The organism is Halomonas sp. H10-59, assembly GCF_040070555.1.
In the GTDB taxonomy this organism is placed as follows: domain Bacteria; phylum Pseudomonadota; class Gammaproteobacteria; order Pseudomonadales; family Halomonadaceae; genus Halomonas; species Halomonas litopenaei.
The window spans coordinates 2,013,569-2,040,553 of sequence record NZ_CP098828.1; the positions used below are offsets into that span (position 1 = coordinate 2,013,569).

Genomic DNA, 26,985 nt, shown 5'->3' on the forward strand with positions numbered 1-26,985 from the left:
TTCGGGGCAGAGCATTGGCAGTCAGGGTGTCGCAGCAGGCGAGGGACCAGCAGCCAGTCGTGGAGGACGGGAGCTAGCCCTTCTCGCCGAGCTGACCCAGGGCGTCCCGGGCTCGCCGGTCGACATCGTCCATCTCGAGGCGCATCAGGCGGATATCCTCGAGCTGACGGTCGAGCTCGGCACGCTTCTCGGCGATGATCTCGAGTAGACGCTTGAGCTGGCGGGCGTTTCCGTCCGGCATGGCGTCGTACATCATCACCACCTCGCGTATCTCGGCCAGCGAGAACCCGAGCCGCTTGCCTCTGAGCGTCAGTTTCAGGCGCACCCGATCCTTCTCGCGATAGATGCGCTTCTGACCCTGGCGTCGGGGCGCCAACAGCCCTTCCTGCTCATAGAAGCGGATAGTCCGAGGCGTCACCTCGAACATCTTGGCCAGCTCTCCGATACTGTAGGTGCGGGAGATCGCGGTGGGCTGGCGAGCTTCGCTGGAGGAGCCTGAGGCGCGGTTGGCGCTGGCGGTTTTGCTCATGATGCTCTGTCCTGTTGGGAGGACCCGACGCGGCGGGGTCCTTGGAAAAGACACTAGTCAAAGTTTACGTTAACGTAAAGTGGATGTAGCGAAATTGACCCTCGCCTGGGCAAGGCGCCCCGGTGTTCAGGGCCGCAGCGCCGTGTACGACTATGGGTTGATAGGTCGAAAACCGAGCAAGTGCTAGGTTGGGTCCCATTGCATGGCGGGGAAGCCGCCCGGCCGGCTGAATGGCCAGCCGAACGGTTCGCTGTCCGACTCGCTGTCTGGCTCGCCATCGACGTCTTGAACATGAGGATGCCACCATGGACTTATCCCTTACCGACGATCAGAAGGCCCTGGTCGACGCCGCCGCCGACTTTGCCCGAGTCGAACTCAAGGATCACGCCGCCGAGTGGGACGCCACGTCGCACTTTCCGCTGGACGTCATCCGGCGTGCCGGCGAAGCGGGCTTTCTGGGGATCTATACCCCGGAAGAACACGGCGGTCTGGGGCTCTCGCGCCTGGATGCGTCGCTGATCTTCGAGCAGCTGTCGCAGGGCTGTATCGCCACCACCGCCTACCTGACCATCCACAACATGGTCACCTGGATGATTGCCAACTGGGCCACCGACGGCGTCCGTGATCGCTACGTCGAGGCCATGGTCAGTGGTGAGTGGCTCGGTTCCTATTGCCTGACCGAACCCGGTGCCGGTTCGGATGCCGCCAATCTGCGTACCAAGGCCGTGCGAGACGGTGATGATTATGTCATCGATGGGGCCAAGATGTTCATCTCCGGTGCCGGTTCCACCGAGGTGCTGGTGGTGATGGCGCGCACCGGTGAGCCGGACAGCGGCGCCCGTGGCGTCTCGGCCTTTGTGGTACCGGCGGACGCCGAGGGCGTCAGCTATGGCAAGAACGAGGACAAGATGGGCTGGAAGAGCCAGCCGACTCGACTGGTCAGCTTCGATGGTGTGCGGGTGGCCGCCGACCATCGTCTGGGTGAAGAGGGCGAGGGTTTCCGGTTTGCCATGAAGGGGCTGGACGGTGGCCGTCTCAATATCGCCAGCTGTTCGTTGGGGGCGGCCCAGCATGCGCTGACCCTGGCGCGCGACTACCTCGGCGAGCGCAAGCAATTCGGTCGCGAGCTGTCGTCCTTTCAGGCGCTGCAGTTCCGTCTCGCCGACATGGCCACGGAATTGATGGCGGCCCGTCTGATGGTGCGCCAGGCCGCCTGGCGGCTGGACCAGGGCGATCCCGAGGCGACCGCCCACTGCGCCATGGCCAAGCGCTTTGCCACGGACATCGGCTTCAAGGTCTGCAACGAGGCACTGCAACTCCACGGGGGCTACGGTTACATTCGTGAGTACCCGCTGGAGCGCCTGGTCCGCGATACCCGGGTGCACCAGATTCTCGAGGGGACCAACGAGATCATGCGCCTGATCGTCGGTCGTCGCCTGCTCGCCGACGGCGTGGTCGAATCGCTGCAGTGACGTCGGAGTGAACAGACAGCGTATGGAAAAGAGTGCAAGGAGCCAAACAATGAGTCACGACCTGGTCAGATTCGAACGCCGCCCGGCGGCTGGCGGCGGTTGCATCGGTATCGCCACCCTGAACGCGCCCAAGGCCTTGAACGCCTTGTCGCTCGAGATGATCGAGCTGCTCGACGAAAAACTCGAGGAGTGGGCCCAGGACCCCGATGTTCACGCGGTATGGCTTGACGGTGAGGGGGACAAGGCCTTCTGCGCCGGTGGCGATGTGGTGGCGCTGGTGCGAGAGCTCAAGCGCGAGCAGGAGGCCGGGCGCGGTGTCGGCAGCTATGCTAGCCACTACTTTTCTGCCGAGTATCGCCTCGACTATCGGCTGCATACCTATCCCAAGCCGTTGCTGGTGTGGGCAGACGGTATCGTCATGGGCGGTGGGCTCGGCCTGACCGCCGGTGGTCGGCATCGCCTGGTGACCGAGACCACTCGGATCGCCATGCCGGAGATCACCATCGGTCTGTATCCGGATATCGGGGCCAGCTGGTTTCTCAACAAGATGCCGCCGGGGGTCGGGCTCTACCTGGGCCTTACCGGTGCCAGCATCAACGCCAGGGACGCCCTTGACCTGGGCATGGCGGATCGTTTCGTGCCGCGCGAGCGGCGCGACGAGCTGCTGGCGCGACTCTGCGGCTGCCACTTCGCCCCCGGCCACGTGGATGACGCCGAGGCGCTTGTGTGCGACGTACTCGGTGAATTCGAGGCGCCGGAGAAGGCCCCCGAGGCGCAGGTCTGGCCTCAGCTGGATCACATCACCTCGCTGACCCTCAAGGGCCGCGTGGAGGACGCCGTGGCTGCCATCCTGGGCGATGGTCGCGACGATGACTGGCTTTCGGCCAATCGCGCACGACTCGAGAAGGGCTGTCCACTGACCGCGCACCTGGCCTGGCGGATGCTCGAGCGACATCGCCACTCCTCGCTGGCCGACGCCTTCCGCGACGAGCTGGTGGTGTCGATCCAGTGCAACGTGCTGGGTGACTTCGCCGAGGGAGTGCGCGCGCTGTTGATCGACAAGGACAAGTCACCGCAGTGGCGGCATCGAGACGTCGCAAGCGTAGGCAGCGCCGATCTGGCGGCGATGTTCGGTGCCCCCTGGGGCAACGGTCCCGGGCCACTCGACGACCTTTGATCGCCGCTTGACGCGCCAGCACAACAATCACAATTCGTTAGATAGCCAGGAGACATCTTATGCAAATCGCCTTTATCGGCCTTGGCAACATGGGCGCGCCGATGGCCGCCAATCTGGTCGGCGCGGGCCACCAGGTGCGGGTCTTCGACCTGGTCGAGTCGGCCATGGCGACGCTTGAAGAGCAGGGCGCGAGTCGGGCGAGTTCCGCCCTGGAGGCCGCCGAAGGCGCCGAGGTGGTGGTCTCCATGCTGCCGGCGGGGGCGCACGTCAAGGCGCTGTACCTCGGCCGTGACGGTGCCGAGGGACTGCTTGACCAGCTCTCGTCGCGGCCCTTGCTGCTCGATGCCTCCACCATTTCGCCAGACGATGCCCGGCTGGTGGCGGGCGAGGCCGCCAAGCGTGGTCTGGCCTACCTCGATGCGCCGGTGTCCGGCGGTATCGGGGGCGCCAAGGCCGGCACCCTGACCTTTATCGTCGGTGGCGACGCCGACGCCTACGAGCAGGCCCGTCCGGTACTCGAGGCCATGGGCAAGAACCTGTTCCACGCAGGCCCCAGTGGCAGCGGCCAGGTGGCCAAGATCTGCAACAACATGCTGCTTGGTATCCTGATGAGCGGTACCGCCGAGGCGCTGTCTCTCGGGGTCAAGAACGGCATGGATCCGGCCGTGCTGTCGGAGATCATGAAGCAGAGCAGCGGCGGCAACTGGGCATTGAACGTCTACAACCCCTGGCCCGGGGTGATGGAGGGTTCCGCCGCCTCACGTGACTATCAGGGTGGCTTCTTGACCGACCTGATGGCCAAGGACCTGGGGCTTGCCTGGGAGCTGGCGCTTGAGTCCCGCGCCAGCGTGCCGATGGGTTCCCAGGCGCGCAACCTGTTTGCGCTGCACAGCGCCCAAGGCAACGGCGGTCTGGATTTTTCCAGCATCCAGTCGCTGTACCGGGCCGGCGAGTCGTCCGGCCAATAGCCTGGCTGACGACGTTCGGGCCTCGTCGTTCGACGTCGAGGTCCGTGATTCGTCATCGCTCGACCAAGGTGGGGGTTGGCAAGACTGACCGCTAGGTCTACATTTGGTGAAAATGTAGAAATTCTGGAGCCCCCGCCATGACCAGCATCACCCCCGTTACCTGGGAAGATCCCTTCCGCCTCGTCGATCAACTCGACGAGGAAGAGCGTATGGTCCAGCAGACCGCCCACGACTACTGCCAGGAAAAGCTGCTTCCCCGGGTGCTCGAGGCCAACCGTCACGAGCGCTTCGATCGCGAGATCATGAACGAGATGGGGGAGCTTGGACTGCTCGGCGCCACCATCGATGGCTACGGCTGCGCCGGCATGAACTACGTCAGCTACGGCCTGATCGCCCGTGAGGTCGAGCGGGTCGATTCCGGCTATCGCAGCGCCATGAGCGTGCAGTCGAGCCTGGTCATGTACCCGATCCACGCCTTCGGCAGCGACGCCCAGCGCGATCGCTACCTGCCGAAGCTTGCCAGTGGTGAGTGGGTGGGCTGCTTCGGTCTGACCGAGCCGGACCACGGCTCCGATCCCGGCAGCATGTCGACCCGGGCCTATCGCACCGACTCCGGCTGGCGCCTGAACGGCACCAAGACCTGGATCACCAACTCGCCGATCGCTGACGTCTTCGTGGTCTGGGCGCGGGACGAGGAGGGGGTGGTCCGCGGCTTCGTGCTTGAGAAGGGCATGCCTGGCCTCAGTGCGCCCAAGATCGAGGGCAAGTTCAGCCTGCGCGCCTCCATCACCGGCCAGATCGCGATCCAGGACGTCGAGGTCTCCGACGACCAGCGTCTGCCTGGGGTGCAGGGCCTGAAGGGGCCTTTCTCCTGTCTCAACCGCGCCCGTTACGGCATCAGCTGGGGTGCCATGGGCGCCGCCGAGGCCTGCTGGCACGCCGCACGTGACTACACCATGGAGCGCAAGCAGTTCGGCCGCCCGCTGGCCGCCAATCAGCTGATCCAGAAGAAGCTCGCCGACATGCAGACCGAGATCGCCCTGGGCCTGCAGGCGTCGCTGCGGGTGGGGCGGATGATCGACGACGGCCAACTGGTGCCCGAGGCGATTTCGCTGATCAAGCGCAATAACTGTGGCAAGGCGCTGGATATCGCCCGGGTCGCCCGGGACATGCATGGCGGCAACGGCATCAGCGACGAGTACCACGTCATCCGTCACGTCATGAACCTCGAGGCGGTCAACACCTACGAAGGCACCCACGATGTGCATGCCCTGATCCTCGGGCGTGCCCAGACCGGCCTGCAGGCCTTCACCGGGTGAGTGACACCGCCATGCCCCAGGCAGACAGCTCAGCGGAGGCCGGCGCCGGCAATACGGCAGGCGGTAGCGGTCCAGGCAAGAGCGCGCAAGCTGCCAGCGCCGCCAGGCCGCTCGAGGGGGTTACCGTGCTGGACATGTCGCGGGTGCTGGCCGGCCCCTGGTGCGGCCAGCTGCTCGGCGACCTCGGCGCTCGGGTGATCAAGATCGAGCACCCCGGTCGTGGCGATGACACCCGCGGCTGGGGGCCGCCCTGGCATCAGGGCGAGCCGATCGACGGTGATGCCGTCGAACGCCAGGCCGCCTATTACCTCTGCGCCAATCGTGCCAAGCAGTCGTTGGCGGTGGACATCGCAAGCGCGGATGGCCAGCGCCTGATCAAGGCGTTGGCCAAGGGCGCCGACATCGTGCTCGAGAATTTCAAGGTCGGCGGGCTAGCTCGCTATGGCCTCGACGCTGCCTCGCTGCGAGAGATCAATCCGGCGCTGGTGGTGTGTTCCATCACCGGCTTTGGCCAGACCGGCCCCTACGCCCACCGGGCAGGCTACGACTTCATGATTCAGGCCATGGGCGGCTTGATGAGTCTGACCGGCGACGCCGATGGCATGCCGATGAAGACCGGAGTGGCGATCACCGACGTGATGACCGGGCTTTATGCCACCGTCGGGGTGCTGGCGGCATTGCATCGCCGGCGCGAGACCGGTGAGGGCAGCCACGTGGACCTGGCGCTGCTCGACGTTCAGGTGGCGACCCTGGCCAACCAGGCGCTCAACACCCTGGTCAGCGGTGTGGCACCGCAGCGCTTCGGCAATGCTCATCCGAATATCGTGCCCTACCAGGCGTTCGCCTGCCGCGATGGTCATCTGGTGCTCACCGTGGGCAACGACGCCCAGTTCGCCCGCCTGGCTGAGCTGCTCGGGCACCCCGAATGGGCCGAAGGCGACTACGCCACCAACGAAGGACGGGTCGCCCATCGCCAGGATCTGGTGGCCTTGATCCAGGGCATTCTGAGCGGTGGCGAGCGCGATCACTGGCTCGCCGAATGCGAGGCCCGGGGGATACCGGCAGGGCCCATCCATACCTTGCCGGAAGTGTTCGCCGATCCTCAGGTGCGTCACCGTGGCATGGCCCGGGAAATCGACGGCGTACCCCAGGTCGCCAACCCGCTGCGCTTCGATGGGGCCAGTGCCACCGCCGATTCCGCGCCACCACGCCTTGGTGAGCACAGCGACAGGGTGCTGGCCGAGATGGGGCTGTCGGCGTCCGATATTGAGCGGCTGCGCAGGGAAGGCATCATCCGCTAAGCCCCCCAGCAGTACTTGAGTGCACAACGGCCAGGCCCGAAGGGGCCTGGCCGTGTTGTTGGCGCGGTCGTCGATGCCAGGGGCGATGCCCTGGTCGACGGCCCGATGGCCGATAACCCGCGGGTGGTGATCAGGTCAGATGGTTGTCCCAGCGCAGCGGCAAGGCGGCCAGTTGGTAATGGCGGCCGCCATCGTCGATACGGTGGACCTCGCCACCGCCGGTGGTGACCAGATAGCCTCCGGCGCCGTCGCAGCGAACGCCTGCCGCGTCCACGATATCGAACTGTGCCAGCAGCTCGCCGGTGTTCCTGCCCAGCACCAGCACCTTGTTGCCTCGTGGGGCGGAAATCGCCGCACTCGGGCGCACCTGGCTGGCCGCCACGCTGGCGGTGTACTGGGCCAGACGCCCTTGCAGGGGCGAAGGCAGCACCTGCTCGCTGAAGCTGCCGTCCGGTGCGCGCCTGGCGATCAGCGGGTGGTCGGTCTCCCACTCGGGGCCCTGGAACTGGTAGCCGGCGACGACGGTACCGTCGGGGGCGATGTCCAGATGGCGACAGCTCAGCTGGTGGTGGGATGGCCGATGGCGTTCGAGGATCTCGCCGCTATGGCGATCGAGCAGCAGCAGGGCGGGGTCCATGTCCGAGAGGTTGAGCTTGGCCCGCCCGCTGTCGGGATGGGTGCGGATACCGCCCAGCGCCACCACCAGGGTCTCGCCATCGGGCATCAGGCCGACTTCGTGGGGACCGATGCCGTCGAGAAGGTGGTCGCCCACATGCCGGTAGCCTTGCTCGGCGTCGTGCACCTGAACCAGCCCCATGGCGTCGTCGATGCGATTGGCGGTGACGTAGAGCCAGCGACCGCTCGGGTCAAACACGCCGTGGCCGTAGAAGTGCCGGCCCTGTCCTGCGCTGATCTCGAGTGTCGATGCCTGGCGCCTGGCGTCGAGCACATGGAAGCGTTGGCCTGGCCGTCGAGCGAACAGTACTACCTCGTCCCGGCCTGGTCTGAGGCAGCCGCCGTGGCAGCGCTCCGGGCTCGGCAGCAGAAAGTGACCAGCGCCGTCGCGGCGCAGCCCTGCCAGGTGGTGTCCACCGTCGCTGTCGTCCACCGCGCTGAAGTACCACTGCCGGCGGCCATCATCGTCCAGCGCCCACAGACTGGCCGGCAGGCCGGTGGCGGCCAGTCCCAGCAGCGACGCCTTGAGCAGGCTCCGCCGGGACAGAGAAGGAAGTGACGCCACCGGGTCAGTCTCCGTCGCTGGAATTGAAGCCCTTGACCACCCCCAGGGCGGGGGCGATCTGATCATCGAGCAGCGCCCGCAGCTGGGCCACCTCCAGGTAGAGGGTCGCCAGTTCTTGTTGTGCTGCCGGGGAGCTGGAATCGCCTTCGGCATGTTCGTCCAGCACGTCGACGATACCGGTGTCGATCGCCTCGGCCTGATCGAGCGTGTCCTCCAGCTGGCGAGCAAAGGCGTCGCCCAGCTCGGCATGGCCGGCCTGATCCAGCCAGGTCGCAAGGCCCGGCTGGAAGTACTGCTGCAGGCCCGCCAGGCTGGCGGCCGCCAGGGCCACCGACTGGCCACTGCGCCAGGCTTCTGCGCGATAGGCGTTGGGTGCGGCGCCCATCAAGCCGAGCGGCTCGCCGAGGCGCTTGTCCTCCAGAATCTCGAGAGACTGCATCGCACCGTGCAGGGTCGCCTCGTTGTAGCTGTCGGTGGCCAGGTAGTGCGGCGCAAAGGCCTGCCAGTCGGCAACCACGGCGTCGCTGACGGCGACCAGGTGGCTGCCGATGGCCCCAGCCAGGGCGCAGGGCAGGGGGTCGCCCAGCGAGCGGCTGGCCATGACGTCGTCGTAGAGCAGCACTTCCAGCGCCGGGAAGCCCTGCTCGGCAACACCGGCCTCGGCGATGTCATCGGCGCTGACGGGGGCGTCCTGGCGTAGCCTGGCGCCGACGCGGGTGCCCACAAGATTCTTGGCGTCGGGCCAGAACTGGAGCTGCCAGGCACGGCTGTCCACCTCGATCGGCCCAAAGTCGACAAAGCGCACCGCTTGCCAGGCCTGGTAGGCCGCAAGCCACTCACTGCGCAGCGCCGGGCGGTCAGCCTCGGCCTCGCCGCAGCTCGCCTTCAGGCGTTCGGCCAGTGCCTGAGTCCGGCTCGCCAGTTGCCGATAGCCAAGCCCGATATCGTGATGCCAGACGCTGCGCGGGGTGCTTTCGTTCTCTGCATCGTGCGCAGTGTCAGCGCTGGCGTCAGTGTTGGTGTCAGAGGACCCCTGGGCCAGGGCCGTCCCGGGCCCACCCAGCGTCAAGCCGGCGGTCGCCAGCAGCAGGGCGGCTGCCAGGGCGCTGCCCGAGTGTCGTGGAGAAGTCGTCATAGGGAGTTCAGGAAGTCCAGTAGTTGTTGGCGCTCGTGGGCCTCGAGCGCCTTGTAGGCATCTCGTGAAGCGTCAGCTTCACCGGCGTGCCACAGGATCGCTTCTTCCAGGGTGCGAGCCCGTCCGTCGTGCAGGAAGCCAGCCTGGGGATTGACGCTCTGGGCCAGGCCGAGACCCCACAGCGGCGGGGTGCGCCACTCATTACCGTCGGCCTGGTACTCGGGGCGACCGTCGGCGAGGCCCTCGCCCATGTCGTGCAGCAGCATGTCGGTGTAGGCCCACAGGGTCTGTCCGGCCAATTCGGCGCGCTCGGTGTCTTCCGGCGTGGTCAGCGACGGGCGATGACAGCTGGCGCAACCCAGGGTGTTGAAGTGACGGGCGCCGGACTGGACGTCTGGCGAATCCATGTCGCGTCGCTCGGGTACGGCCAGGCTCGAGGCGTAGAAGGTGATGAAGTCGGCGACCTCGTCGCTGACTTCGGGATCGCCGCCATCGGGGAAGTCCTCGCAGCCCTGGCCCGGCATGCAGTCGGTGTTCGCGGCCAGGCGCGAGGTCAGGCCCATGTCGCCGGCAAAGGCGTGCAGGCTCTGCTGCTCCACCGTGGGCTCACCGGCCTTCCAGCCGAACCGTCCCAGCACGGTGGTCTGCTGGCGCACGTCCCACACCCGGTTTGGCCGGCCCGAGATGCCATCGCCGTCGACGTCCTGCTCATCCGCCCAGGCCAGGATCTGCGCCTCGTCGACCACCTCGAGCAGGCCCAGGCCGATCATCGGCGGGGCGACCCGGGGGGAGGTCAGCAGATTCTCGGGCAACTCCCCGTAGGCGGGGTTCTCGATGGAATAGACGGGCGCCGTGAGCACCACGCGGTGTCCGTCGTCGAAGCTGATCTCGCGATCCTCGAGGGTGCGTACCATGTCGGCTTCCGGCGTGGCGCCGGGAATCGCCGCGGTCTGAAGCTGGCGCCCGTAGTGGGGCACCGGAACGGCGCCGGTGCGCCGTACGATGTCATGATCCTCGTCGCTTTCGGCGGGCAGCGACAGGCGCAGGAACAGTGACACCGGCGCCTCGCCAGGGGCCGGAGGGTGACCGCGGCCGTCCTTGATATGGCAGCCCTGGCAGCTGTTGGTGTTGATCAGTGGTCCGAGGCCGTCACGGGCATCGGTGCTGGCCGGTGCCACCACCCAGGGGTTGCGGAAAAAGCTGTTGCCGACGCTGAAGTCAAGGCGCTTGGTCATGCTCATGTTGCCAAGGGGCAGCGAGTAGGCGTTGTGGTCGAACTGGCTGACCGAGCCTTCGCCACCCGAGCGTGGGTCGTTCTGGATGGGCGGCTCGCCGGCTGGCTCGTCGTTTGCGCTGACCGGCGCGCTGATGACGAGGGCCGCCAGCAACGCTGACAGAGCAGGGGGGAGCGACGGAAATTGACGCATCAGGCGTTTCCTTGAAACAGGTGAGCCGCACGCGGGCCGTGCGGCTTCTTGGGGCGAATGACTCTCATTGCATCATCCGCCAAGGCGTTATCACCTGATCTGGATCAAGCGGGGGCCAGTGACGGGGTCAGAAAGTATGACCGGCGTCGTCGGGCTGCAGCGAGGTGACACCCAGTTCGCCTGCGGCCTGCTCGATGGAGCCGGTCTGGGTGACCAGCGCCAGGATGGCATCGTTGACGATGGCGGCGCCTTGATCATTGCTCGGTGCGATCATCATGTCGAAGGTCATCGGCGAGTCGCTGAGCTCGGCGGTCTCCTTGAGGGTGCCGAGCGCGTCCATGGAGGCCTCGATCTGCTGCTCCAGGGTCTGGGCCAGCTCGCTGTCGCGCTGGGCCAGCAGGGCTTCCACGCCCGGGCCTTCCAGGGTGGTGCCGTCGATGCGCTGGTAGCTGCCGGTGTAGACGTTCTGGATGCCCTGACCGTTGTAGTAGTGCGAGTTATGAGTGTTGTCGCTGAAGCAGTCGTGCTCGTCCTCGTAGGAGTTGGCCTCCAGCGCGACCTTCATGCGCTCACCGGCGAGCTCCCCCAGTGACAGTGAGCCCATGCCGAAGAGGATGCGGCGCAGGCCTTCTTCAGCCGGTTGCGCGGTCAGTTCGCTGCGGTAGTTGTCGCCGTCTACCGGCGCCCACTGGGCGACCATCCATTCCAGATCGTTGATCAACAGCTGACTGGCTGCCTTCAGATAGGCCCGGCGGCGGTCGCAGTGGCCGTTGCTGCAGTCTTCGCCCTGGGCGAAGTCGCTGGCGGGGCGTTCGCCGGCGCCGGCCTCGTAGCCGTGCTGATCCTGGCCCCACAGCAGAAACTCGATGGCGTGGTAGCCGGTGGCCACGTTGGCCTCGGAGCCGCCGATCTCGTTGAGCTCGGCCAGCAGCTCCGGGCTCAGGGTACTGACGTCGATCTCTTCGCCGCCGACGTTGATGCGCTCGGAGGCAATGATGTTGGCGGTAGCGCCGGCGTTGCCCAGCTCGTGCTGGTAGCCGTCCTGAGCGACGTAGTCGATCATGCCTTCGTCCAGCGGCCAGGCGTTGAGCTGGCCTTCCCAGTCGTCGACGATGGCGTTGCCGAAGCGGAAGACTTCACTCTGCTGGTAGGGTACCCGCGCTTCACGCCAGGCCTTCTTGGCCGCGGCCAGGGTCTCGGGGGTCGGCGCGGCCAGCAGGCTGTCGATGGCCTCGTCCAGCGCCTTGGCCGTCTTCAGTGCGTCGCTATAGGTGGTGTGGGCGAGATCGGTGTAGTGGCTCACCACCGCCTTGGCGGTAACGTCTTCGGCGGCGACGTGGCTAGACACGACAAGGGCACTGGCGGCAATGGCAAGCGCCAGGGGACGGCGGACGAGACGGGAGATCATGGGGCGTTACCTTTTCTCAGGGCGGTTATTCTTGCGCGGCGACGACAGGTAAGGGATGGCTGCGCCGGGGAGTCCAATACGGAAAGAAATAGTAACGAGATTGACTATCATTGCAAGTCGCTGGGTGCGCTGGAACGGTCCGGAGCCTGGTGACTCAGCCCTATGCCCAAGCCCACGGACCCTGCGCTGCGGTGCAGCCGAGCAGGGGCAGCGACTCGACCGGGAGATGGCGGAAAGGAGGCACCTTCCCGCCATGGACCGGCGGACGCAGGCGGGCGTCAGCGCGGTGAGAAGCGGCGGTTGATGCCGGTCTCGGCGATCATGCGGGTGGAGATTTCCTCCACCGAGAAGCGGGTGGCATCGATAAAGGGGATATGCAGCTGGCGGAACATGGATTCGGCCTGGGCGACCTCCTGCATGCACTGGTCCATGCTGCTGTAGCGGCTGTTGGGGCGACGTTCGTGGCGGATGGCGGCAAGCCTGCGCGGGTCGATGGTCAGGCCGAACAGCTTGTGGCGCTGCTTGGCCAGTACCGGCGGCAGCTTCAGGGTGCCGCTGTCGTCCTGGTCGTCTTCGGTCAGCGGATAGTTGGCCGCGCGCACCCCGAACTGCAGCGCCAGGTACAGCGAGGTCGGCGTCTTGCCGCAGCGTGACACCCCGACCAGGATGACATCCGCCTGGTCGTACTGGTGGGTACGGGCGCCGTCGTCGTTGTCGAGGGCGAAGTGTACCGAGTGGATGCGGTCCATATAGACATCGTCGCTGGAGATGGCGTGGGTACGCCCGACGCTGTAGGAGGAGTGGGTGTCCAGCTCGCGCTCCAGCGGCTCGAGGAAGGTCGAGAAGATGTCGACCTTGAAACCCGGTGCCTGGCGAATCACCGCGCGGATCTTCTCGTCGACGATGGTGTCGATGATGATCGGCTGCACGCCGTCGCGCACGGCGGTGGCCTCGATGATGCTGACCAGCGAGCGCGCCTTCTCGATGGTGTCGATGTAGGGCTTGGTCAGCTTGCGGATGTCGACGTTCTCGAACTGGGCCAGCAGGCTGCGGCCCAGGCTCTCGGCGGTGATGCCGGTGCCGTCGGAAATGAAGAAGGCGGTTCGGGTCATGACGATTCCCTTGAAGACAGTGATGGCATTGTCCGTTTACCACTGCGGTGAGACAAGTTGTCGCTGTTCCAAAGTAAACCTAAGGCGGCACAGGCGTCCCCGACTACAAGATAGGCTGGCTTTCGATCAGCCTCTGAAACGGGGCCTGGCGGTGGGGCCGAGCCAAGCATTCGCGCGCCTTTCAGGTACTTTGACGCCAGCATCCGACGTCATGATTTGCACGCCCTGGCGGAGACCTCCATAGCGGCGTCAGGGCGCTGACTACAGGAATCGTCGATTTCCCCCGGGTGTTGTAAAAATCCTCCAGTGACTTCGCTCTTAGACCAATGGCGAATATGGCGAGGCGCTGATAGAGTCGCCAGCATCCAGTCATGACGGCGCGTCACGGACGAGGTCGTCGACATCCAAGGGGGTCACGTGGACAAGTACATTCTGTGGTTTGATCAGCTGGGCATGAACGACGTCGAGCGAGTCGGGGGCAAGAATGCTTCCCTGGGCGAGATGATTTCCAACCTGTCCGGCGCCGGCGTCACGGTGCCTGGCGGTTTCGCCACCACCGCCGAAGCCTATCGCGAGTTTCTCTCCCACGAGGGGCTCAACGATCGAATCAACCAGGAGCTTGCGCGTCTCGACGTCGATGACGTCAATGCCCTTGCCGAGGCCGGCAGCAAGATTCGCCAGTGGGTCATCGATACCCCGCTGCCGCCGGCCTTCGAGGCCGCTCTGCGTGAAGCCTACGAGCTGATGCTCGGCAAGCATCCCAACCTCAAGGTGGCGGTGCGCAGCTCCGCTACCGCCGAGGATCTTCCTGACGCGTCCTTCGCCGGCCAGCAGGAAACCTTCCTCAATATCGAAGGCTACGACAACATCAAGCGGGCGGTGCACGAGGTGTTCGCGTCCTTGTTCAACGACCGCGCGATTTCCTATCGGGTGCACCGTGGCTATGCCCACGAGAACGTGGCGCTGTCCGCCGGCGTGCAGAAGATGGTGCGCTCCGAGACCGGGGCCAGCGGCGTGATGTTCACCCTGGACACCGAGTCCGGCTTCCGTGATGCGGTGTTCGTGACCTCGTCATGGGGCCTCGGCGAGACCGTGGTGCAGGGCGCGGTGAACCCTGATGAGTTCTACGTCCACAAGACCACCCTGGCGGCAGGCCGCCCGGCGGTGCTGCGGCGTAACCTCGGCTCCAAGCTGATCAAGATGGTCTACACCGGTGATGCCAGCGCCGGCAAGTCGGTGGAGACCGTGGATGTGCCGCTGTCCGATCGTGGCCGTTTCAGCATCAACGACGAACAGGTGATGGCGCTGGCGCGTCAGGCGATGACCATCGAAGAGCACTACGGCCGTCCCATGGACATCGAGTGGGCACTGGACGGTGACGATCAAAAGCTCTACATCGTTCAGGCGCGTCCCGAGACCGTGGTGTCCCAGCAGGAGGGCGGCTCGCTGGAGCGCTTCCAGCTCAAGGAGAAGGGGCGCACCCTGGTCACCGGTCGCGCCATCGGTCAGCGCATCGGTCGTGGTGCGGTCAAGGTCATCCTGAGCCCGGACGAGATGGACAAGGTCAACGCCGGGGACGTGCTGGTCACCGACATGACCGACCCGGACTGGGAACCGATCATGAAGCGCGCTTCTGCCATCGTCACCAACCGTGGCGGGCGCACCTGTCACGCGGCGATCATCGCCCGCGAACTGGGTATCCCGGCGGTGGTGGGCTGTGGGGACGCCACCGACGTGCTGCGCGATGGCCGTGAAGTCACCGTGTCCTGCGCCGAGGGCGATGCCGGCCACGTCTACGATGGTCTGCTGGAGTTCGACCGCAACGTCACCAGCGTCGATGCCATGCCGGACATCCCGTTCAAGATCATGATGAATGTGGGCAACCCGGATCGCGCCTTCAGCTTCTCCACCCTGCCCAACGCCGGTGTCGGCCTGGCGCGTCTGGAGTTCATCATCAATCGCATGATCGGCGTTCACCCCAAGGCGCTGCTGGAATACGACACCCTGCCCAGCGAACTGCAGCAGACCATCGATCTGCGTATCGCCGGCTACGACGATCCGGTCAGCTTCTACGTCGACAAGCTGGTGGAGGGTATCTCGACCCTGGCGGCGGCGTTCTATCCGGAGCGGGTCATCGTGCGAATGTCGGACTTCAAGTCCAACGAGTACGAGAACCTGATCGGCGGCAAGCTCTACGAGCCCGGTGAAGAGAACCCGATGCTCGGTTTCCGCGGCGCCTCGCGCTACATCTCCGAGAACTTCCGGCCGTGCTTCGAGCTTGAGTGTCGGGCGATGAAGCGGGTGCGCGACGAGATGGGCCTCGACAACGTCGAGCTGATGATTCCCTTCGTGCGTACCACCGAAGAAGCCAGTGAAGTGGTCGACCTGCTGGCGGCCAATGGCCTCAAGCGCGGCGATAACGGGCTCAAGGTCATCATGATGTGCGAGCTGCCGGCCAACGCTCTGCTGGCCGATGAGTTCCTCGAGTACTTCGACGGCTTCTCCATTGGCTCCAACGATCTGACCCAGTTGACCCTCGGTCTCGATCGCGACTCCGGTATCGTCGCGCACCTGTTCGATGAGCGGAACCCGGCGGTCAAGAAGCTGCTGGCCATGGCGATCCAGGCCTGCAAGGCCAAGGGCAAGTACGTGGGGATCTGCGGCCAGGGGCCGTCTGACCATCCGGAACTGGCCAAGTGGCTGATGGAGCAGGGCATCGATTCGGTGTCACTGAACCCGGACGCGGTGCTGGAGACCTGGTTCATGCTGGCCGGCGAGACCATCGGCTGAGCATTACCATGCTGTGAGACGGCGACGCGATCGCCCGCCTGTCGACGCCGCGGACCTTCCGCGGCGTCGTTGCGTTCAGCGGGTGTGCGAAACTCGCTCAATCGCCTCGAGGGGCTCCCCAAGTGCCCGCTAACTTGGCACCATGGGAAGCTTTTCTTTTCAGGATCTTGTGATGACGTATCTGTGGGTCATGGGCAGCGTGCTGTTGTCCATCGGGTTGTGCCTGGGCTGGGCCTGCTGGTCGTTGGGGCGCTGGACTCTCAGACGGCTGCTGGGGGGGCGTCAGTCATCGGGCACGGCAACACAAAAGGCGAAGCCAGGACCCAGGGGCCGCAGTCGCAGCGATGCCCCGACCAGGGCGTCGAGCAAGGCCGCGAACAAGGCCCAGTCCAAGTCAGAACCCAGGCAGGAATCCAGGGCCTCACGGGGCAAGGCTGCTTCGGCAAAGGCGGTCAAGAACAAGGAGCCTACGCCTCCCTGGGCATTGACTCGGGGCCTGTCACGCTTTGGCTCGGCGCTGCCGCTGGGCCTGCTGATGGCGTTGATATACGGTGTGGTACGCCTGGCCGAGAAGGGCATGGCGGCCAGAGCCGAAAGCACCCCTGAGGGCTATCACCAGTTGGTGTCGGTGCTCGGTGTGACCGCCGTGGCGCTGCTGGCGCTGGCACTGGTCTCGCGGTTCTGCCGCTGGCGCCTGGATCGCTACAAGCGCCGGCAATGAGTCAGCGCTGCTCGTCGGCGGTAAACCATGCCGGTGAAACGCGCACATCACAGCGAGCCTGCGTGCCGTCTCGGCGCTCAAGGCCTATGCTGAAGCAAGCAATCAAGACTCTCCCGTATTACTCATCACAAAAGGAGCGGTGATGACATCGCGTACTTCGCCACGGTTGGCGCGTCTGGCGTCTTCCATCGTTTGCGGCAATCTGCTGCTGGCCGGCCTGCTGACGACACCGGCCTTTGCCCAGGAGGGGTTTGAATACGCTCGTCCGGACATCTCGCCGGAATCGAGTTCCGGCTACCAGGAAAAGCCCGGCTGGTCGACCTCGTCCTTTGCGGTGGCGGCGGCGAACCCTCTGGCCACCGACGCCGGCTATCAGGTGATCAAGGCCGGAGGCTCGGCCATCGATGCCGCCATCGCGGTGCAGATGGTGCTGACGCTGGTGGAACCCCAGTCCAGCGGCATCGGCGGTGGTTCCTTTCTGATGCTGTTCGACGGGGAAGAGGTCCACGCCTTCGATGGCCGTGAAAAGGCCCCATTGGGCGCCGACGAGTCCCTGTTTCTGAATGCCGACGGCGATCCGATCGACTTCATGACCGCGGTCGAGAGCGGGCGTTCGGTGGGGGTGCCCGGTACCTTGAGGATGCTGGAGCTGGCGCACGACGAATACGGCGAGCTGCCGTGGAAGTCACTGTTTGCGCCGGCCATCACCCTGGCCACGGAAGGTTTCGAGATCAGCCCGCGTCTGCATCAGAGCCTGGTGTCGACGCCAAGCCTTGCCGAGGACGAGATCGCCGGGGCCTACTTCTTCGATGACCAGGGCGAGCCGCTTGAGGTGGGAGCGACCCTGCGCAATCCCGCCCTGGCGGCGATTCTGACCAAGGTGGCCGAGGAGGGCAGCTCTGCATTGCACACCGGCGAGTTCGCCGAGGATCTGGTGTCCCGGGTGCGGAATCACCCGGAGCTGCCCGGTACCCTGAGTCTCGAGGACATGGCGGGTTACGCAGCACTCGAGCGTGAGCCGCTGTGTACCCCCTGGCGTGACTGGGAGGTCTGCGGTTTCCCGCCACCCTCGTCGGGACACCTGACCGTGATGCAGATACTCGGCATGATGGAGGCCTTGCCGGAGATCGAGACCGCCATCCACGAGGGCGTGCCCACGGTGGATTGGCTGCATCCGTTTCTCGAGGCCTCGCGCCTGGCCTTTGCCGATCGCGGCCGCTATATCGGTGACAGCGATTTCGTCGAACCCCCCGGCGGTGACTGGAACACGCTGCTGGCACCGGACTATCTGGCCAAGCGCGCCGAGCTGATCAAGCAGCAGAGCATGGGTAGCGGCGAGGCGCGCCCCGGCAACCCCGGTTCGCTGGAGACCGCCTATGCCTCCCAGCCCCAGCAGCCCGAGCACGGCACCAGCCATATCAGCATCGTCGACCCCCGGGGTCAGGCGGTCGCCATGACCTCGAGCATCGAGCAGGCGTTTGGTTCGCGCATCATGGCCAACGGTGGCGGCGAGCTTGATGGCGGCTATCTGCTCAACAATGAGTTGACCGACTTTTCCTTCACGCCGACGGATGAGCAGGGCACACCGATCGCCAACCGGGTGCAGCCCGGCAAGCGGCCGCGTTCGAGCATGAGTCCGACGCTGGTGTTCGAGCGTGGGAGCGGCGAGCTGGTAGCGAGTCTCGGGTCTCCCGGAGGCGCGGCGATCATCCACTACACCGCCCAGACGCTGGATGCCATGCTTACGCGTGGTGTGGACGCCCAGCAGGCGCTCGATCTGCCCCATGCGATCACCACCGGTGGCACCGTCTATCTGGAGCAGGGCCGCTTCCCCGAGGCCACGCTGAGCGATCTGCGGGGGCTTGGCCACGAGGTCGAGACTCGCGAGTTGACCAGCGGTCTGCAGGCGCTGAAGGTCACCGAAGACGGCTTCTATGGGGGTGCCGACCCCCGCCGTGAAGGCGTCGTGATGGGCGACTGAGGCGCGCCATTCGCTCCGCGGACTGATGTTGCCCCCGCTCCCGGCTACCGCCGGGGCGGGGGTTCTTCGTTCAGTCGTCGGCCAGCCAGTGGCGCAGCTTGGTCAGCAGTAGCTCGGCGTCGCTCATCCTGCGTCGTTCGCGCAGCAGCGCGCTGAGTCTTTCAGGGCGGTCGGTGATGATGCCGTCCACGCCCATGTCGATAAGTCTGGCCATGCGGCCAGGATCGTTGACCGTCCAGGCGTAGAGCGGCGTCTGGTTGAGGTGGGCGCGTCGCAGTTGATCATCGTCGATCTGGCTGTTGCGCAGGCCGAGCCCGTCGAAGCGACGCTGCGGCAGGCTGCCGGGCAGGGCCCACTCTGCCAGCAGCAGTGTCCTGGCGCGAGGCTCCTGGGCGTCGATCAGGTGGATCTGACGGTACGACAAGGACGCAAGCCAAGTGGTCTCGAATAGCCTGGGATCGCCACAGATCATGCGCGCCAGGCGGTCTTCTGCCTGGTCTCGGCAGTGCAGGCGCCAGCGGCGTTCGGCGTCGAGCTCTGCCACGACCGCCTCGATCAGCGCCTGTTCCTTGCCACGGCTCGGCTTGAGCTCGATGATCAGGTCGGCGCGGCCACGCACCGCAGCCAAAGCCTGGTCGAGCCTGGCCAGGCGTTCGCCGGCGAAGGCATGACCGAAGCCTGATCCGACATCCAGCGTTGCCAACTCCTGCCAGTTCAGGTCGGTGACCCGCCGCGGGTCTCCCGCAAGACGCTGCAGCGTGGCATCGTGGCTCAGCACCACGTTGCCGTCGGCACTCAGACGCACATCGATTTCGATCTGATCGGCGCCGTCTTCCAGGGCCTGGCGGATGGCCGACAGGCTGTTTTCCGGCGCTACCTCCGAACTACCCCGGTGGGCGATCACCTCGACCTCGTCATTGAGCTCCTGTCGCTCCACCATCAGCCACGCCTGGGAGACGGCGAATACCAGGATGCCAACCTCCACCGCCCAGGCCAACCGCCCCGGGTGGGCGTCAGCCGGTGGGGGATCGGGGCGCGGCAGTCGATGGGCGCGGCGCAGGTACAGGCAGGTCGCCAGCAGGGCGTTGAGCACGATCACCGCGAAGGCGACACTGAGCGTCAGCAGGGTCGCGGCGGTGACCACCAGCAGCATGGTTGTGATGACCACCGCGCCGATCTCGGGCAGTGTCGACAAGAGGGGGGCGACCCAGGCGCTGAAGGCGATCGACACCGCCGACGGCAGCACCAGCAGTACCGCCAGCATCGAAAAGATGACCCGCGCAAGTCCCCCCTGGCGGTGCCGGGTCAACTGGTAGCTGCGGCGCATCGCTGCGACAGGCGAGAGACCCTCCAGTACCACGCAGGGCAGCGCCAGCCACCATCGGATGTAGAGTCGCGCCGCCAGCGCGGCCCAGAGTCCGACCAGCGGAAGCAGGGTCGAGGTGTAGAGCCAGAAGGCCGGTGGGCGCACCCGCCGCACATAGTAGGGATCCAGGTGACCGAGCAGGGAATCGTGGACCAGGCTGGCACAGGCGGCGACGAGGGTCAGGGCCAGCAGGTGAATCGACACCTGCAGGCTGGCGAGGCCCAACAGCCTGGGAAGACGATGCAGGCTCTGCCACAGGGCGATCAAGGCCTGGCGCGCGTGGGAGCCCTGGCGCTCCACCGCCACCAGCATCATCCCGGCCTGCTGCAGGTAAAGCAGCGTCAGCAGGATGACGGCAAAGGCGAGGATCCAGCTGAAGCCGAGCGGCGACAGCAGCAGTTCGACCGCATCCACCGTGGTGACCAGGGGGCGGCCAACCCGGGAAAGCCAGCCGGCCAGCAGCCAGCCCATGGCCGGCAGCAATGCAGCCGAGGCGAACAGCGTGAACAGCAGATGGTAGGCCAGCAGAGGGCGCAGGTGGTCATGCAGGCTGGTGTAGACATCCCTGGCAAGCGTCATGAGTCTAAAGTGTGCCGTTGGACGTGGGTAGCAGGAGCAGGGGGCGCTGCGCGCCGAGGGTCCACCGCGTGGGCGATGGCGTCAGTGATGGGGGTCACAGGACCCCCGGCGGTCGGTGGACCAAGGAAGAGCGATGGACCGTCAATCGAGTTCGAGGCGGGACTCGGCGACAAGAATGCCGTTGTTGTCGGCGTAGACCCATTGGCCCGGTGCGAAGTCGACACCGGCGAAGGCGACGGGAACATCACGCTGGCCTTCGCCGCGCTTCTCGCTCTTGCGTGGGTGGGCACCGAGGGCCTGGATGCCCAGGTCGGTCTCCGCCAGGATGTCCACGTCGCGCACGCAGCCATACATGATCACCCCGGCCCAGCCATTGCCGGCCGCCTGTTCCGCGAGCATGTCGCCGAGCATGGCGCAGCGGGTTGACCCACCTGCGTCCACCACCAGCACTGCGCCGTCTCCTGGTTCGGCGACCGCCTGCTTGACCAGCGAGTTGTCTTCGAAGCACTTGACCGTTTTCACCGGGCCGAAGAAGGCCTCCTGGCCCCCGTAGTTGACGAAGATCGGGTCGCACACCGCCACCTCTGGGTAGGCGTCGCAGATATCGGGCGTGACAATCTGGGTCATTGGAGCGTCTCCGTGGCTAGTCCTGGCATGATGCCACAGGTGTCGATGTTATCCAGCCCCCGGGGGATGACGGGCTGAGGAGGTCGAGCGTGGGAATGGATTTCGGTGATCTCTGATAAATTGTGCGCGAGTCGTCAAATCGGTCGTTGAAAAGTGGCGTCGTTTCACCGGCTTGTCCACGTTCAGCCCAGAGATGTGATCGATGCCTTGGCGAAACGCCCTGGCAATCCGCCTGATCTTTTCCACTGAAGGTACGATGATTTGCCTGGCACCCGAGTGCGAGTGCATGTCGTTGGCCTCCGTTCGGTGGTGGTGAGTTCCTCTCATGATTCCGGCATCAGACCGGCGCTGATCTTTCGTGGTGCTGGCGAACCGATAGCGGGCCGGGCCGAGGGTCGGTCGTGCAAGGCCGGTACTATGCAGCGCTGAAAGCCACGGGGGAAGCCGGAGACGCCAGCGCGATAGCGGTGTGGCCAGGCTCGCCCCTTGAATCCAAAGATCCGTTGCGGATAAGGGGATCTTGAGGTCATTGCCGATTTCCGCATAAGCCATCGGCGATGACCAAGTTCGGCCGTCGCAATGCCAGCCGTCCGCATATCTTTGGCCAGGTGAAAGGCGTCACTCGGCCAAGCTCCAGTCGTGCGTTGATCGTGCAAGCTGTGGACCCGGCGTCTTTCCTTCTTGGCATCGACACAGGGGATGGCGTCATGGCGAACCAGAGCAGTGATTTCAGGGTGGATGAGGCGGGGCTGGATGACGGCACCCGGGCAGGTGCCGTTGCGACCTCGGCAGGGGGCGTCTACGAGCGGCCGCCCGGAGGACAGATCGAGGGCTTTGTCGTCAATGGTGTCGACCTGACCGGTGGCGGCAGCCTCAGCGGTGACTTTGGCACCCTGACGGTGGCGGTGGACGCCCAGGGCAACTATCGCTGGGACTACCAGTTGACCGACAACTCTGACGATCACCGTTCCCAGGGGCGCGGCGACGAGGGCATCAACGATCCGTTCAAGGTGGAAGTGAACGGCGGAAGCCAAGGGGTGCAGACCGACAATCTGCGGATTTTCGTCAAGGATGACGTGCCCGATGTCACCGCCACGGCACCGAGCTCGGTGGCCGAAGGGGAGGTGGCGCGCGGTACCTGGTCGGTCAATGCTGGCGCCGATGGTCTGCGTGAAATGCGCGTCTACGTGTCGGAGGAGATCGGCTTCTACCGTCTGGACACACCCATCGAGTTGTCGGTGGGCACCCTGATCGTGAACTCCGACGGTAGCTGGGAGTTCGAGGCCAGGGACGGGCTCGACCAGACCACCCATCCGGAGCTCGAGTTCACCCTCAGGCCCATCGATAACGATGGGGACCGCGGACGGGCGAAGGTCACGGTAAAGATCACCGACGCCAATGTCCCCACGACGCCAACGAGCGATGATGACCCCTACACCCGGTCTCCCTCGGTGGTGGTCGACGAGGACGGCCTGGCTGGGGGCAACCCCGGAGGCCCTGAGGACGTGGCCGGTGAGGCCACCAGCGCCAGCGCGCGGCTTGGCTATGACTTTGGTGCCGATGGACCTGCCGCCAGCGGGGCCTTCTACTGGACCACGGACGGCCTGCCGACCAATCTGCAGAGCCAGGGCAGCGCCGTCGTCTACGAGGTGTCGGCCGACGGCCTCAGCCTGACCGGCCGTGACGAGGTGAGCGGCGAAGCCGTGTTCACGGTGGTGCGCGCAGATGACTCGGATCTGGTAACGGTGTCCCTGCTGCGCCCGCTGGATCACTTCGCCACCGGCACCGAGGACGACATCGATCTGTCGCTCGGCTACGTGGTGAAGGATGCCGATGGCAGCGAGGCCAAGGGCTATCTGGCGGTCACCATCGACGACGACACCCCAGTGGTCGTCGACGACTATTCCAGCGCCGGGTCCGGCGAGTCGGTGAACGCGGATGTGCTGGCCAATGACAGCCCGGGCGCCGACCTGGGGCACCTGGTCAGTGCCGAAGTGGTATCGGGCCAGGGGCAGGTGGTGATCAATGACGACCAGACGCTGACCTTCACCCCCGCTGACGATTTCAGCGGCACCGCCCGCATCAAGTACAAGGTGCTGGACTGCGACGGAGACCCGATGGTCGGCCACTGGAACGTCAAGGTCGAGGACACCGATGGCAAGCCGGTGACCAGTGATGTGCATCGCATCGTGCTCGATGAGGATGGATTGCCCGGTGGCAATGCCGGTGGCAATGGCGACGTGGTCGGTGAGCCGATCAGTGCCGTGAGGGATCTCCAGATTGACTTTGGTGCCGATGGGCCGGCGGCGGGAGGCGGCTTCACCTGGAGTGCGGACATCGCGCTGACCGCCGGCCCCCAGAGCCCTACCGACGACAATCCTCGCAGCGATCTCGATGGCCTCACCTCCCAGGGTAGCGAGGTGAGCTTTGAGGTGGTCGATGGGGGGCGTGGCCTGATCGGCCGCAACGAGGCCGGCGAGAGTGTCATCACGGTGAGTCTGGAAGACGGTTCGGACGTGGCTCGCGCCGTTCTGCATCGGCCCATCGATCATCTGCGGCCGTTCAGCGAGGACAATATCTTCCTTGGTCTGTCCTACACGGTCACCGACGCCGACGGTGACACCGCTCAGGGGCAGCTCGAGCTGCTCATCGATGACGACACCGCAGAGACCGAGGATGACAGCTCGGTATCCGACAATGGTGCTGCGGTGACCCTGGACGTGCTGGCCAATGATGCCGTCGGCGCCGATGGTGGCCGCGTGACAGCCGCCAATGTGGTGGGAGACAGCGAGGTTACCGGCTCGGTAGTGCTCAACCAGGATGGCACCCTGACCTTTACCCCCGACCCCGGCCAGAGTGGTGTGGCCACCGTGCGTTACACCCTGACCGACGGCGATGGCGACCCTCGCTTTGCCGAGTGGACGATCATCGTGGACGCCGACGGTACCCCGACGACGCCGAGTGGTGATGACGTGCCCGTGGCAGTGGTCGATGAGGATGGCCTGGCGGGAGGTATCGCGGGGGGTATCGACGATGTCGCGGGTGAAGCGACTCAGGTGGCCGGAGTACTTGGCTACGATGCCGGCACGGATGGCGCCGGCGACTTCCGCTGGTTGGCCCCGAGTCCGAGTGGGCTGACCTCCGGGGGCATGCCGGTCATGTTCTCGGTCAGCGGCGATGGTCGCCAGCTGGTGGGCAGCGCAGGCGGCAGCGTCGTCTTGACGGCGGTACTGACCAATCTGCTCACGGGTGCCTATCAGGTCACCCTGGCCGGTCCGCTGGACCACAGCGACCCTGGCTCCGAGGATGACATTGATCTGACCCTGAACTACGTCGTCAGCGATAGTGACGGCGACGAAGCCCAGGGCAGCTTGAATGTCGTGGTCGACGACGATTCGCCGCTGGCGGCGGACGACGCGGCAAGCGCGAGCGGCGGCGCGCCGGTGGTCATCGAGGTGCTCGACAATGATCAAGCGGGTGCCGATGGGGCAAGCGTGACGGCGGCTGCGGTGCGTGGAGGAGACAGCGTCGGTACGGTAAGCGTGAACACCGACGGATCGCTGACCTTCCTCCCCAACCCGACCTTTGGCGGGCAGGCGGTGATCGATTACACCCTGACCGACAACGATGGGGATAGCGCCGAGGCCGAAGCGACGGTCAGCGTCGAAGGTCCTGCGGACGAACTGGTGGTGGGGGACAACGACGACGATAACGAAGCGACAGGGGCCGGCGGCGACGTGCTGATCGGTGATCGAGGTGGCCTGGAGGCGGTGCTGACGCCGGCCACCAACTACAATATTTCGCTGATTGTCGATACCACCGGCAGCATGGTGGTGCCGTCGGGGACGCCAGGCCTGAGTCGACTCGAGCTGGTTCAGGCGGCGCTCAAGAACCTGTTGACCGACCTGGTGGCCCATGACGGCCAGATCAATCTGCAGATCGTCGATTTCGGCACCAATGCCGTCGATCATATCGTCATCGACCTCAGCAGCGCTGACGATATCGCCAATGTGGTGAGCTTCATCGACGGTTTCAGGGCGGAGGGCGGCACCAATCTGGAAGCCGGCATTCGCACTGCATCTGGGTGGCTGGCGGCGCAGGACGCCGATCCCCAATTCGCCGATTTCGAGGACCTGAGCTTCATCCTGACCGATGGTGGGCCCACACACTACACGGATGATGCCGGACGCACGGTGAGCGCCACAGCGATCGACGCCACCGCCATCAAGGAGGCCGCCGACGCCTATACCGAGCTGGCCGCGCTCAGTAGCGTGCGAGCGGTCGGCATCGGTGACGCGACCAGGGAAGATGTTCTCGAGTTTTTCGACAATACGGATGTGTCGGGCACCGGGGCGCTGTCTTACCAGGGCACCGTGGTCGATGGTGTCAGGCTTGCCAATTTCACGCGCGGTTCGACGGACGCGCTGAGGGTAGAGACCTGGACCAAGGTCTCCGACGCCAACACGGTGGCGGCCCAGTTCGGGGGCAAGTTGCGGATCAGGGACAACGCCAATGACGACCAGGCGGCGGAAGTGGTCAGTACCTCTTTCTTCGTCGATGACGATCCCGATGACCAGCTGTACACCTCGCTGCTGTTTCGCTACAGCACCAGTGTGTTCAGTCAGTCGAACGATTCGATGGGTTATGTGGTCGAGGTGCGCGAAGGTGGCCAATGGCAGGAGTACGCCAGCAGTTCACTGACCTACGCCCCGAACTGGACGACGGTCGATACCGGCTTTCTCGAGACGGGGGAGTATCGTCTCCGGTTCCTGGTCGACAGCGGCAACCGCACCAACGACAGTCTCGATATCGATCAGATCCGACTGGAGCAGCGCCTGCTCGACGATGGAGACATTCTCGAGACCGGGCAGGTGGAGGTGGTCAATACCGCCGAAGAACTGGAAGCGGCCCTGTTTGGCGGAGGCAGCCAGGCCGAGTTGGCCGCGCTGGGCGATGATGTCCTGGCAGGCAACGAGGGAGACGATGTCCTGTTCGGCGATACCGTCAACAGCGATGGACTGTCCTGGGTGGATGGCGACAGTGGCGAGAGTTTCCAGGCGGGAGAACACGATGGCTTGGGTTATCTCGGCCTTGTCGAGTTCCTGAGGTGGGGCGTGAATGGTGGGGCGGAGCCGACGGATCAGCAGATCATCGACTACGTCAGGGACAACGTCGAGACCCTGGCTATCGCGGATCGGTCTGACGGTGGCAACGACAGCCTGTCCGGCGGTGCCGGTGATGACATCCTGATCGGTGGCGGCGGCGACGACCTGCTGGTCGGCGGTGCCGATGATGATCTGTTGGTCGGTGGTGCCGGGGCCGATGTCTTCGCCTGGGAGTTTGGTGACGCGGGCAGCACAACGGCACCGGCGCAGGATACCGTGGCCGACTTCACCGTCGGTGAGTATGGCGTTGAGGCCGAGGCCGACCGGCTCGATCTTGCCGATCTTCTTCAGGGCGCCGACGAGGACAATCTGGCGGACTACCTTCAGGCCAGTCAGGACGGGGACGATACCCTGTTGTCCATCAGCAGCGAAGGCAACCTGGCGGCTGGAGGTGCCAACGCCGATCAGGTCGTTGTGCTTCAGGGCGTGCAGATGGGCGCAGACGGTGACGCCTTCCTGCAGAACCTGCTCGACGATGGTCAGTTGAGGGTCGAGTAAAGCAGGCGAGGAAGGCAGGCCAGGGAAGGTGGGGTGGGCGGTCAGCCGCCCACCCAGTGACACGGCCTTTGCTGGCAAGGCATGAAAAAGCGCCCCGGGGAGTTGAACGCAACTCGCTCCCCGGGGCGCTTCCTTGTGATTCAAGGCTCGAGTAGGTCTGGCGACAGGCT

Annotated in this window: 17 protein-coding genes; 9 read left to right on the top strand and 8 right to left on the bottom strand. The window is 65.3% G+C overall.

What is annotated here, in order from left to right; genetic code table 11:
• Positions 1–73: 73 nt before the first annotated feature.
• Positions 74–529, bottom strand: coding sequence for a MerR family DNA-binding transcriptional regulator (locus tag NFG57_RS08890; RefSeq protein WP_083970354.1), 456 nt, complete (start codon positions 527–529; stop codon positions 74–76).
• A 305-nt stretch (positions 530–834) separates the two neighbouring features.
• Between NFG57_RS08890 and NFG57_RS08895 the strand changes: the two genes are divergently transcribed.
• The 5 genes from NFG57_RS08895 to NFG57_RS08915 all read left to right on the top strand — a co-directional run bounded on the left by NFG57_RS08895 (position 835) and on the right by NFG57_RS08915 (position 6,766).
• Entirely contained in the window at positions 835–2,001 is a 1,167-nt protein-coding gene (locus NFG57_RS08895) for an acyl-CoA dehydrogenase family protein (RefSeq protein ID WP_348815975.1), read from the top strand.
• Between the two features lie 49 nt (positions 2,002–2,050).
• The gene (locus NFG57_RS08900; RefSeq protein WP_348815977.1) at positions 2,051–3,178 is read left to right on the top strand and encodes an enoyl-CoA hydratase/isomerase family protein; all 1,128 of its coding nucleotides are present in this window, start codon (positions 2,051–2,053) and stop codon (positions 3,176–3,178) included.
• Positions 3,179–3,237: 59 nt separating this feature from the next.
• Complete coding sequence (mmsB, locus tag NFG57_RS08905; protein ID WP_045994917.1) at positions 3,238–4,146, top strand: 3-hydroxyisobutyrate dehydrogenase; 909 nt, start codon at positions 3,238–3,240, stop codon at positions 4,144–4,146.
• 137 nt (positions 4,147–4,283) lie between these two features.
• A complete protein-coding gene (locus tag NFG57_RS08910; protein WP_045994918.1) occupies positions 4,284–5,465 on the top strand; it encodes an acyl-CoA dehydrogenase in 1,182 nt (393 codons plus the stop codon).
• Positions 5,466–5,476: 11 nt separating this feature from the next.
• The gene (locus NFG57_RS08915) at positions 5,477–6,766 is read left to right on the top strand and encodes a CaiB/BaiF CoA-transferase family protein (RefSeq protein ID WP_348815979.1); all 1,290 of its coding nucleotides are present in this window, start codon (positions 5,477–5,479) and stop codon (positions 6,764–6,766) included.
• Between the two features lie 130 nt (positions 6,767–6,896).
• On the opposite strand, the gene NFG57_RS08920 is transcribed toward NFG57_RS08915, so the two are convergent.
• The 5 genes from NFG57_RS08920 to NFG57_RS08940 form a co-directional block, all read right to left on the bottom strand.
• Positions 6,897–8,006: a DUF1513 domain-containing protein gene (locus tag NFG57_RS08920; protein ID WP_239452627.1), complete on the bottom strand. Its 1,110-nt coding sequence runs from the start codon at positions 8,004–8,006 to the stop codon at positions 6,897–6,899.
• Between the two features lie 4 nt (positions 8,007–8,010).
• The gene (locus NFG57_RS08925) at positions 8,011–9,141 is read right to left on the bottom strand and encodes an imelysin family protein (protein WP_052704540.1); all 1,131 of its coding nucleotides are present in this window, start codon (positions 9,139–9,141) and stop codon (positions 8,011–8,013) included.
• Positions 9,138–10,568, bottom strand: coding sequence for a di-heme oxidoredictase family protein (locus NFG57_RS08930; RefSeq protein WP_045994919.1), 1,431 nt, complete (start codon positions 10,566–10,568; stop codon positions 9,138–9,140). The genes NFG57_RS08925 and NFG57_RS08930 overlap by 4 nt, the downstream gene beginning before the upstream one ends.
• A 127-nt stretch (positions 10,569–10,695) precedes the next feature.
• The gene (locus tag NFG57_RS08935; protein ID WP_348815981.1) at positions 10,696–11,976 is read right to left on the bottom strand and encodes an imelysin family protein; all 1,281 of its coding nucleotides are present in this window, start codon (positions 11,974–11,976) and stop codon (positions 10,696–10,698) included.
• A gap of 278 nt (positions 11,977–12,254) precedes the next feature.
• Positions 12,255–13,088: a pyruvate, water dikinase regulatory protein gene (locus tag NFG57_RS08940; RefSeq protein ID WP_045994921.1), complete on the bottom strand. Its 834-nt coding sequence runs from the start codon at positions 13,086–13,088 to the stop codon at positions 12,255–12,257.
• A 417-nt stretch (positions 13,089–13,505) separates the two neighbouring features.
• On the opposite strand from NFG57_RS08940, the gene ppsA reads away from it, so the two are divergent.
• The 3 genes from ppsA (at position 13,506) to ggt (ending at position 18,580) form a co-directional block, all read left to right on the top strand.
• Complete coding sequence (gene ppsA / locus NFG57_RS08945; protein WP_045994922.1) at positions 13,506–15,878, top strand: phosphoenolpyruvate synthase; 2,373 nt, start codon at positions 13,506–13,508, stop codon at positions 15,876–15,878.
• 172 nt (positions 15,879–16,050) lie between these two features.
• Positions 16,051–16,599 carry a hypothetical protein gene (locus NFG57_RS08950; RefSeq protein ID WP_348815982.1) on the top strand — a complete coding sequence of 183 codons (549 nt, stop codon included), beginning with the start codon at positions 16,051–16,053 and terminating at the stop codon, positions 16,597–16,599.
• A gap of 142 nt (positions 16,600–16,741) precedes the next feature.
• Positions 16,742–18,580, top strand: a complete 1,839-nt coding sequence (gene ggt / locus NFG57_RS08955; RefSeq protein ID WP_348815984.1) for a gamma-glutamyltransferase — start codon at positions 16,742–16,744, stop codon at positions 18,578–18,580.
• A gap of 70 nt (positions 18,581–18,650) precedes the next feature.
• On the opposite strand, the gene NFG57_RS08960 is transcribed toward ggt, so the two are convergent.
• Together NFG57_RS08960 and rraA are read right to left on the bottom strand one after the other, a co-directional pair.
• Positions 18,651–20,525, bottom strand: a complete 1,875-nt coding sequence (locus NFG57_RS08960; protein ID WP_045994926.1) for a glycerophosphodiester phosphodiesterase family protein — start codon at positions 20,523–20,525, stop codon at positions 18,651–18,653.
• Between the two features lie 141 nt (positions 20,526–20,666).
• Complete coding sequence (gene rraA, locus NFG57_RS08965) at positions 20,667–21,152, bottom strand: ribonuclease E activity regulator RraA (protein ID WP_045994927.1); 486 nt, start codon at positions 21,150–21,152, stop codon at positions 20,667–20,669.
• A 707-nt stretch (positions 21,153–21,859) separates the two neighbouring features.
• Here rraA and NFG57_RS08970 point away from each other — a divergent pair.
• Positions 21,860–26,815 carry a tandem-95 repeat protein gene (locus tag NFG57_RS08970; protein WP_348815986.1) on the top strand — a complete coding sequence of 1,652 codons (4,956 nt, stop codon included), beginning with the start codon at positions 21,860–21,862 and terminating at the stop codon, positions 26,813–26,815.
• The last annotated feature ends 170 nt before the right edge of the window (positions 26,816–26,985 follow it).

Excerpts from the sequence above, each read along its gene's own strand:
- NFG57_RS08890 (WP_083970354.1), bottom strand. The coding sequence starts at position 529 with ATGAGCAAAACCGCCAGCGCCAACCGCGCCTCAGGCTCCTCCAGCGAA.
- NFG57_RS08895 (WP_348815975.1), top strand. The coding sequence starts at position 835 with ATGGACTTATCCCTTACCGACGATCAGAAGGCCCTGGTCGACGCCGCC.
- NFG57_RS08900 (WP_348815977.1), top strand. The coding sequence starts at position 2,051 with ATGAGTCACGACCTGGTCAGATTCGAACGCCGCCCGGCGGCTGGCGGC.
- mmsB (WP_045994917.1), top strand. The coding sequence starts at position 3,238 with ATGCAAATCGCCTTTATCGGCCTTGGCAACATGGGCGCGCCGATGGCC.
- NFG57_RS08910 (WP_045994918.1), top strand. The coding sequence starts at position 4,284 with ATGACCAGCATCACCCCCGTTACCTGGGAAGATCCCTTCCGCCTCGTC.
- NFG57_RS08915 (WP_348815979.1), top strand. The coding sequence starts at position 5,477 with ATGCCCCAGGCAGACAGCTCAGCGGAGGCCGGCGCCGGCAATACGGCA.
- NFG57_RS08925 (WP_052704540.1), bottom strand. The coding sequence starts at position 9,141 with ATGACGACTTCTCCACGACACTCGGGCAGCGCCCTGGCAGCCGCCCTG.
- NFG57_RS08930 (WP_045994919.1), bottom strand. The coding sequence starts at position 10,568 with ATGCGTCAATTTCCGTCGCTCCCCCCTGCTCTGTCAGCGTTGCTGGCG.
- NFG57_RS08935 (WP_348815981.1), bottom strand. The coding sequence starts at position 11,976 with ATGATCTCCCGTCTCGTCCGCCGTCCCCTGGCGCTTGCCATTGCCGCC.
- NFG57_RS08940 (WP_045994921.1), bottom strand. The coding sequence starts at position 13,088 with ATGACCCGAACCGCCTTCTTCATTTCCGACGGCACCGGCATCACCGCC.
- NFG57_RS08950 (WP_348815982.1), top strand. The coding sequence starts at position 16,051 with ATGACGTATCTGTGGGTCATGGGCAGCGTGCTGTTGTCCATCGGGTTG.
- ggt (WP_348815984.1), top strand. The coding sequence starts at position 16,742 with ATGACATCGCGTACTTCGCCACGGTTGGCGCGTCTGGCGTCTTCCATC.
- NFG57_RS08960 (WP_045994926.1), bottom strand. The coding sequence starts at position 20,525 with ATGACGCTTGCCAGGGATGTCTACACCAGCCTGCATGACCACCTGCGC.
- rraA (WP_045994927.1), bottom strand. The coding sequence starts at position 21,152 with ATGACCCAGATTGTCACGCCCGATATCTGCGACGCCTACCCAGAGGTG.
- NFG57_RS08970 (WP_348815986.1), top strand. The coding sequence starts at position 21,860 with ATGGCGAACCAGAGCAGTGATTTCAGGGTGGATGAGGCGGGGCTGGAT.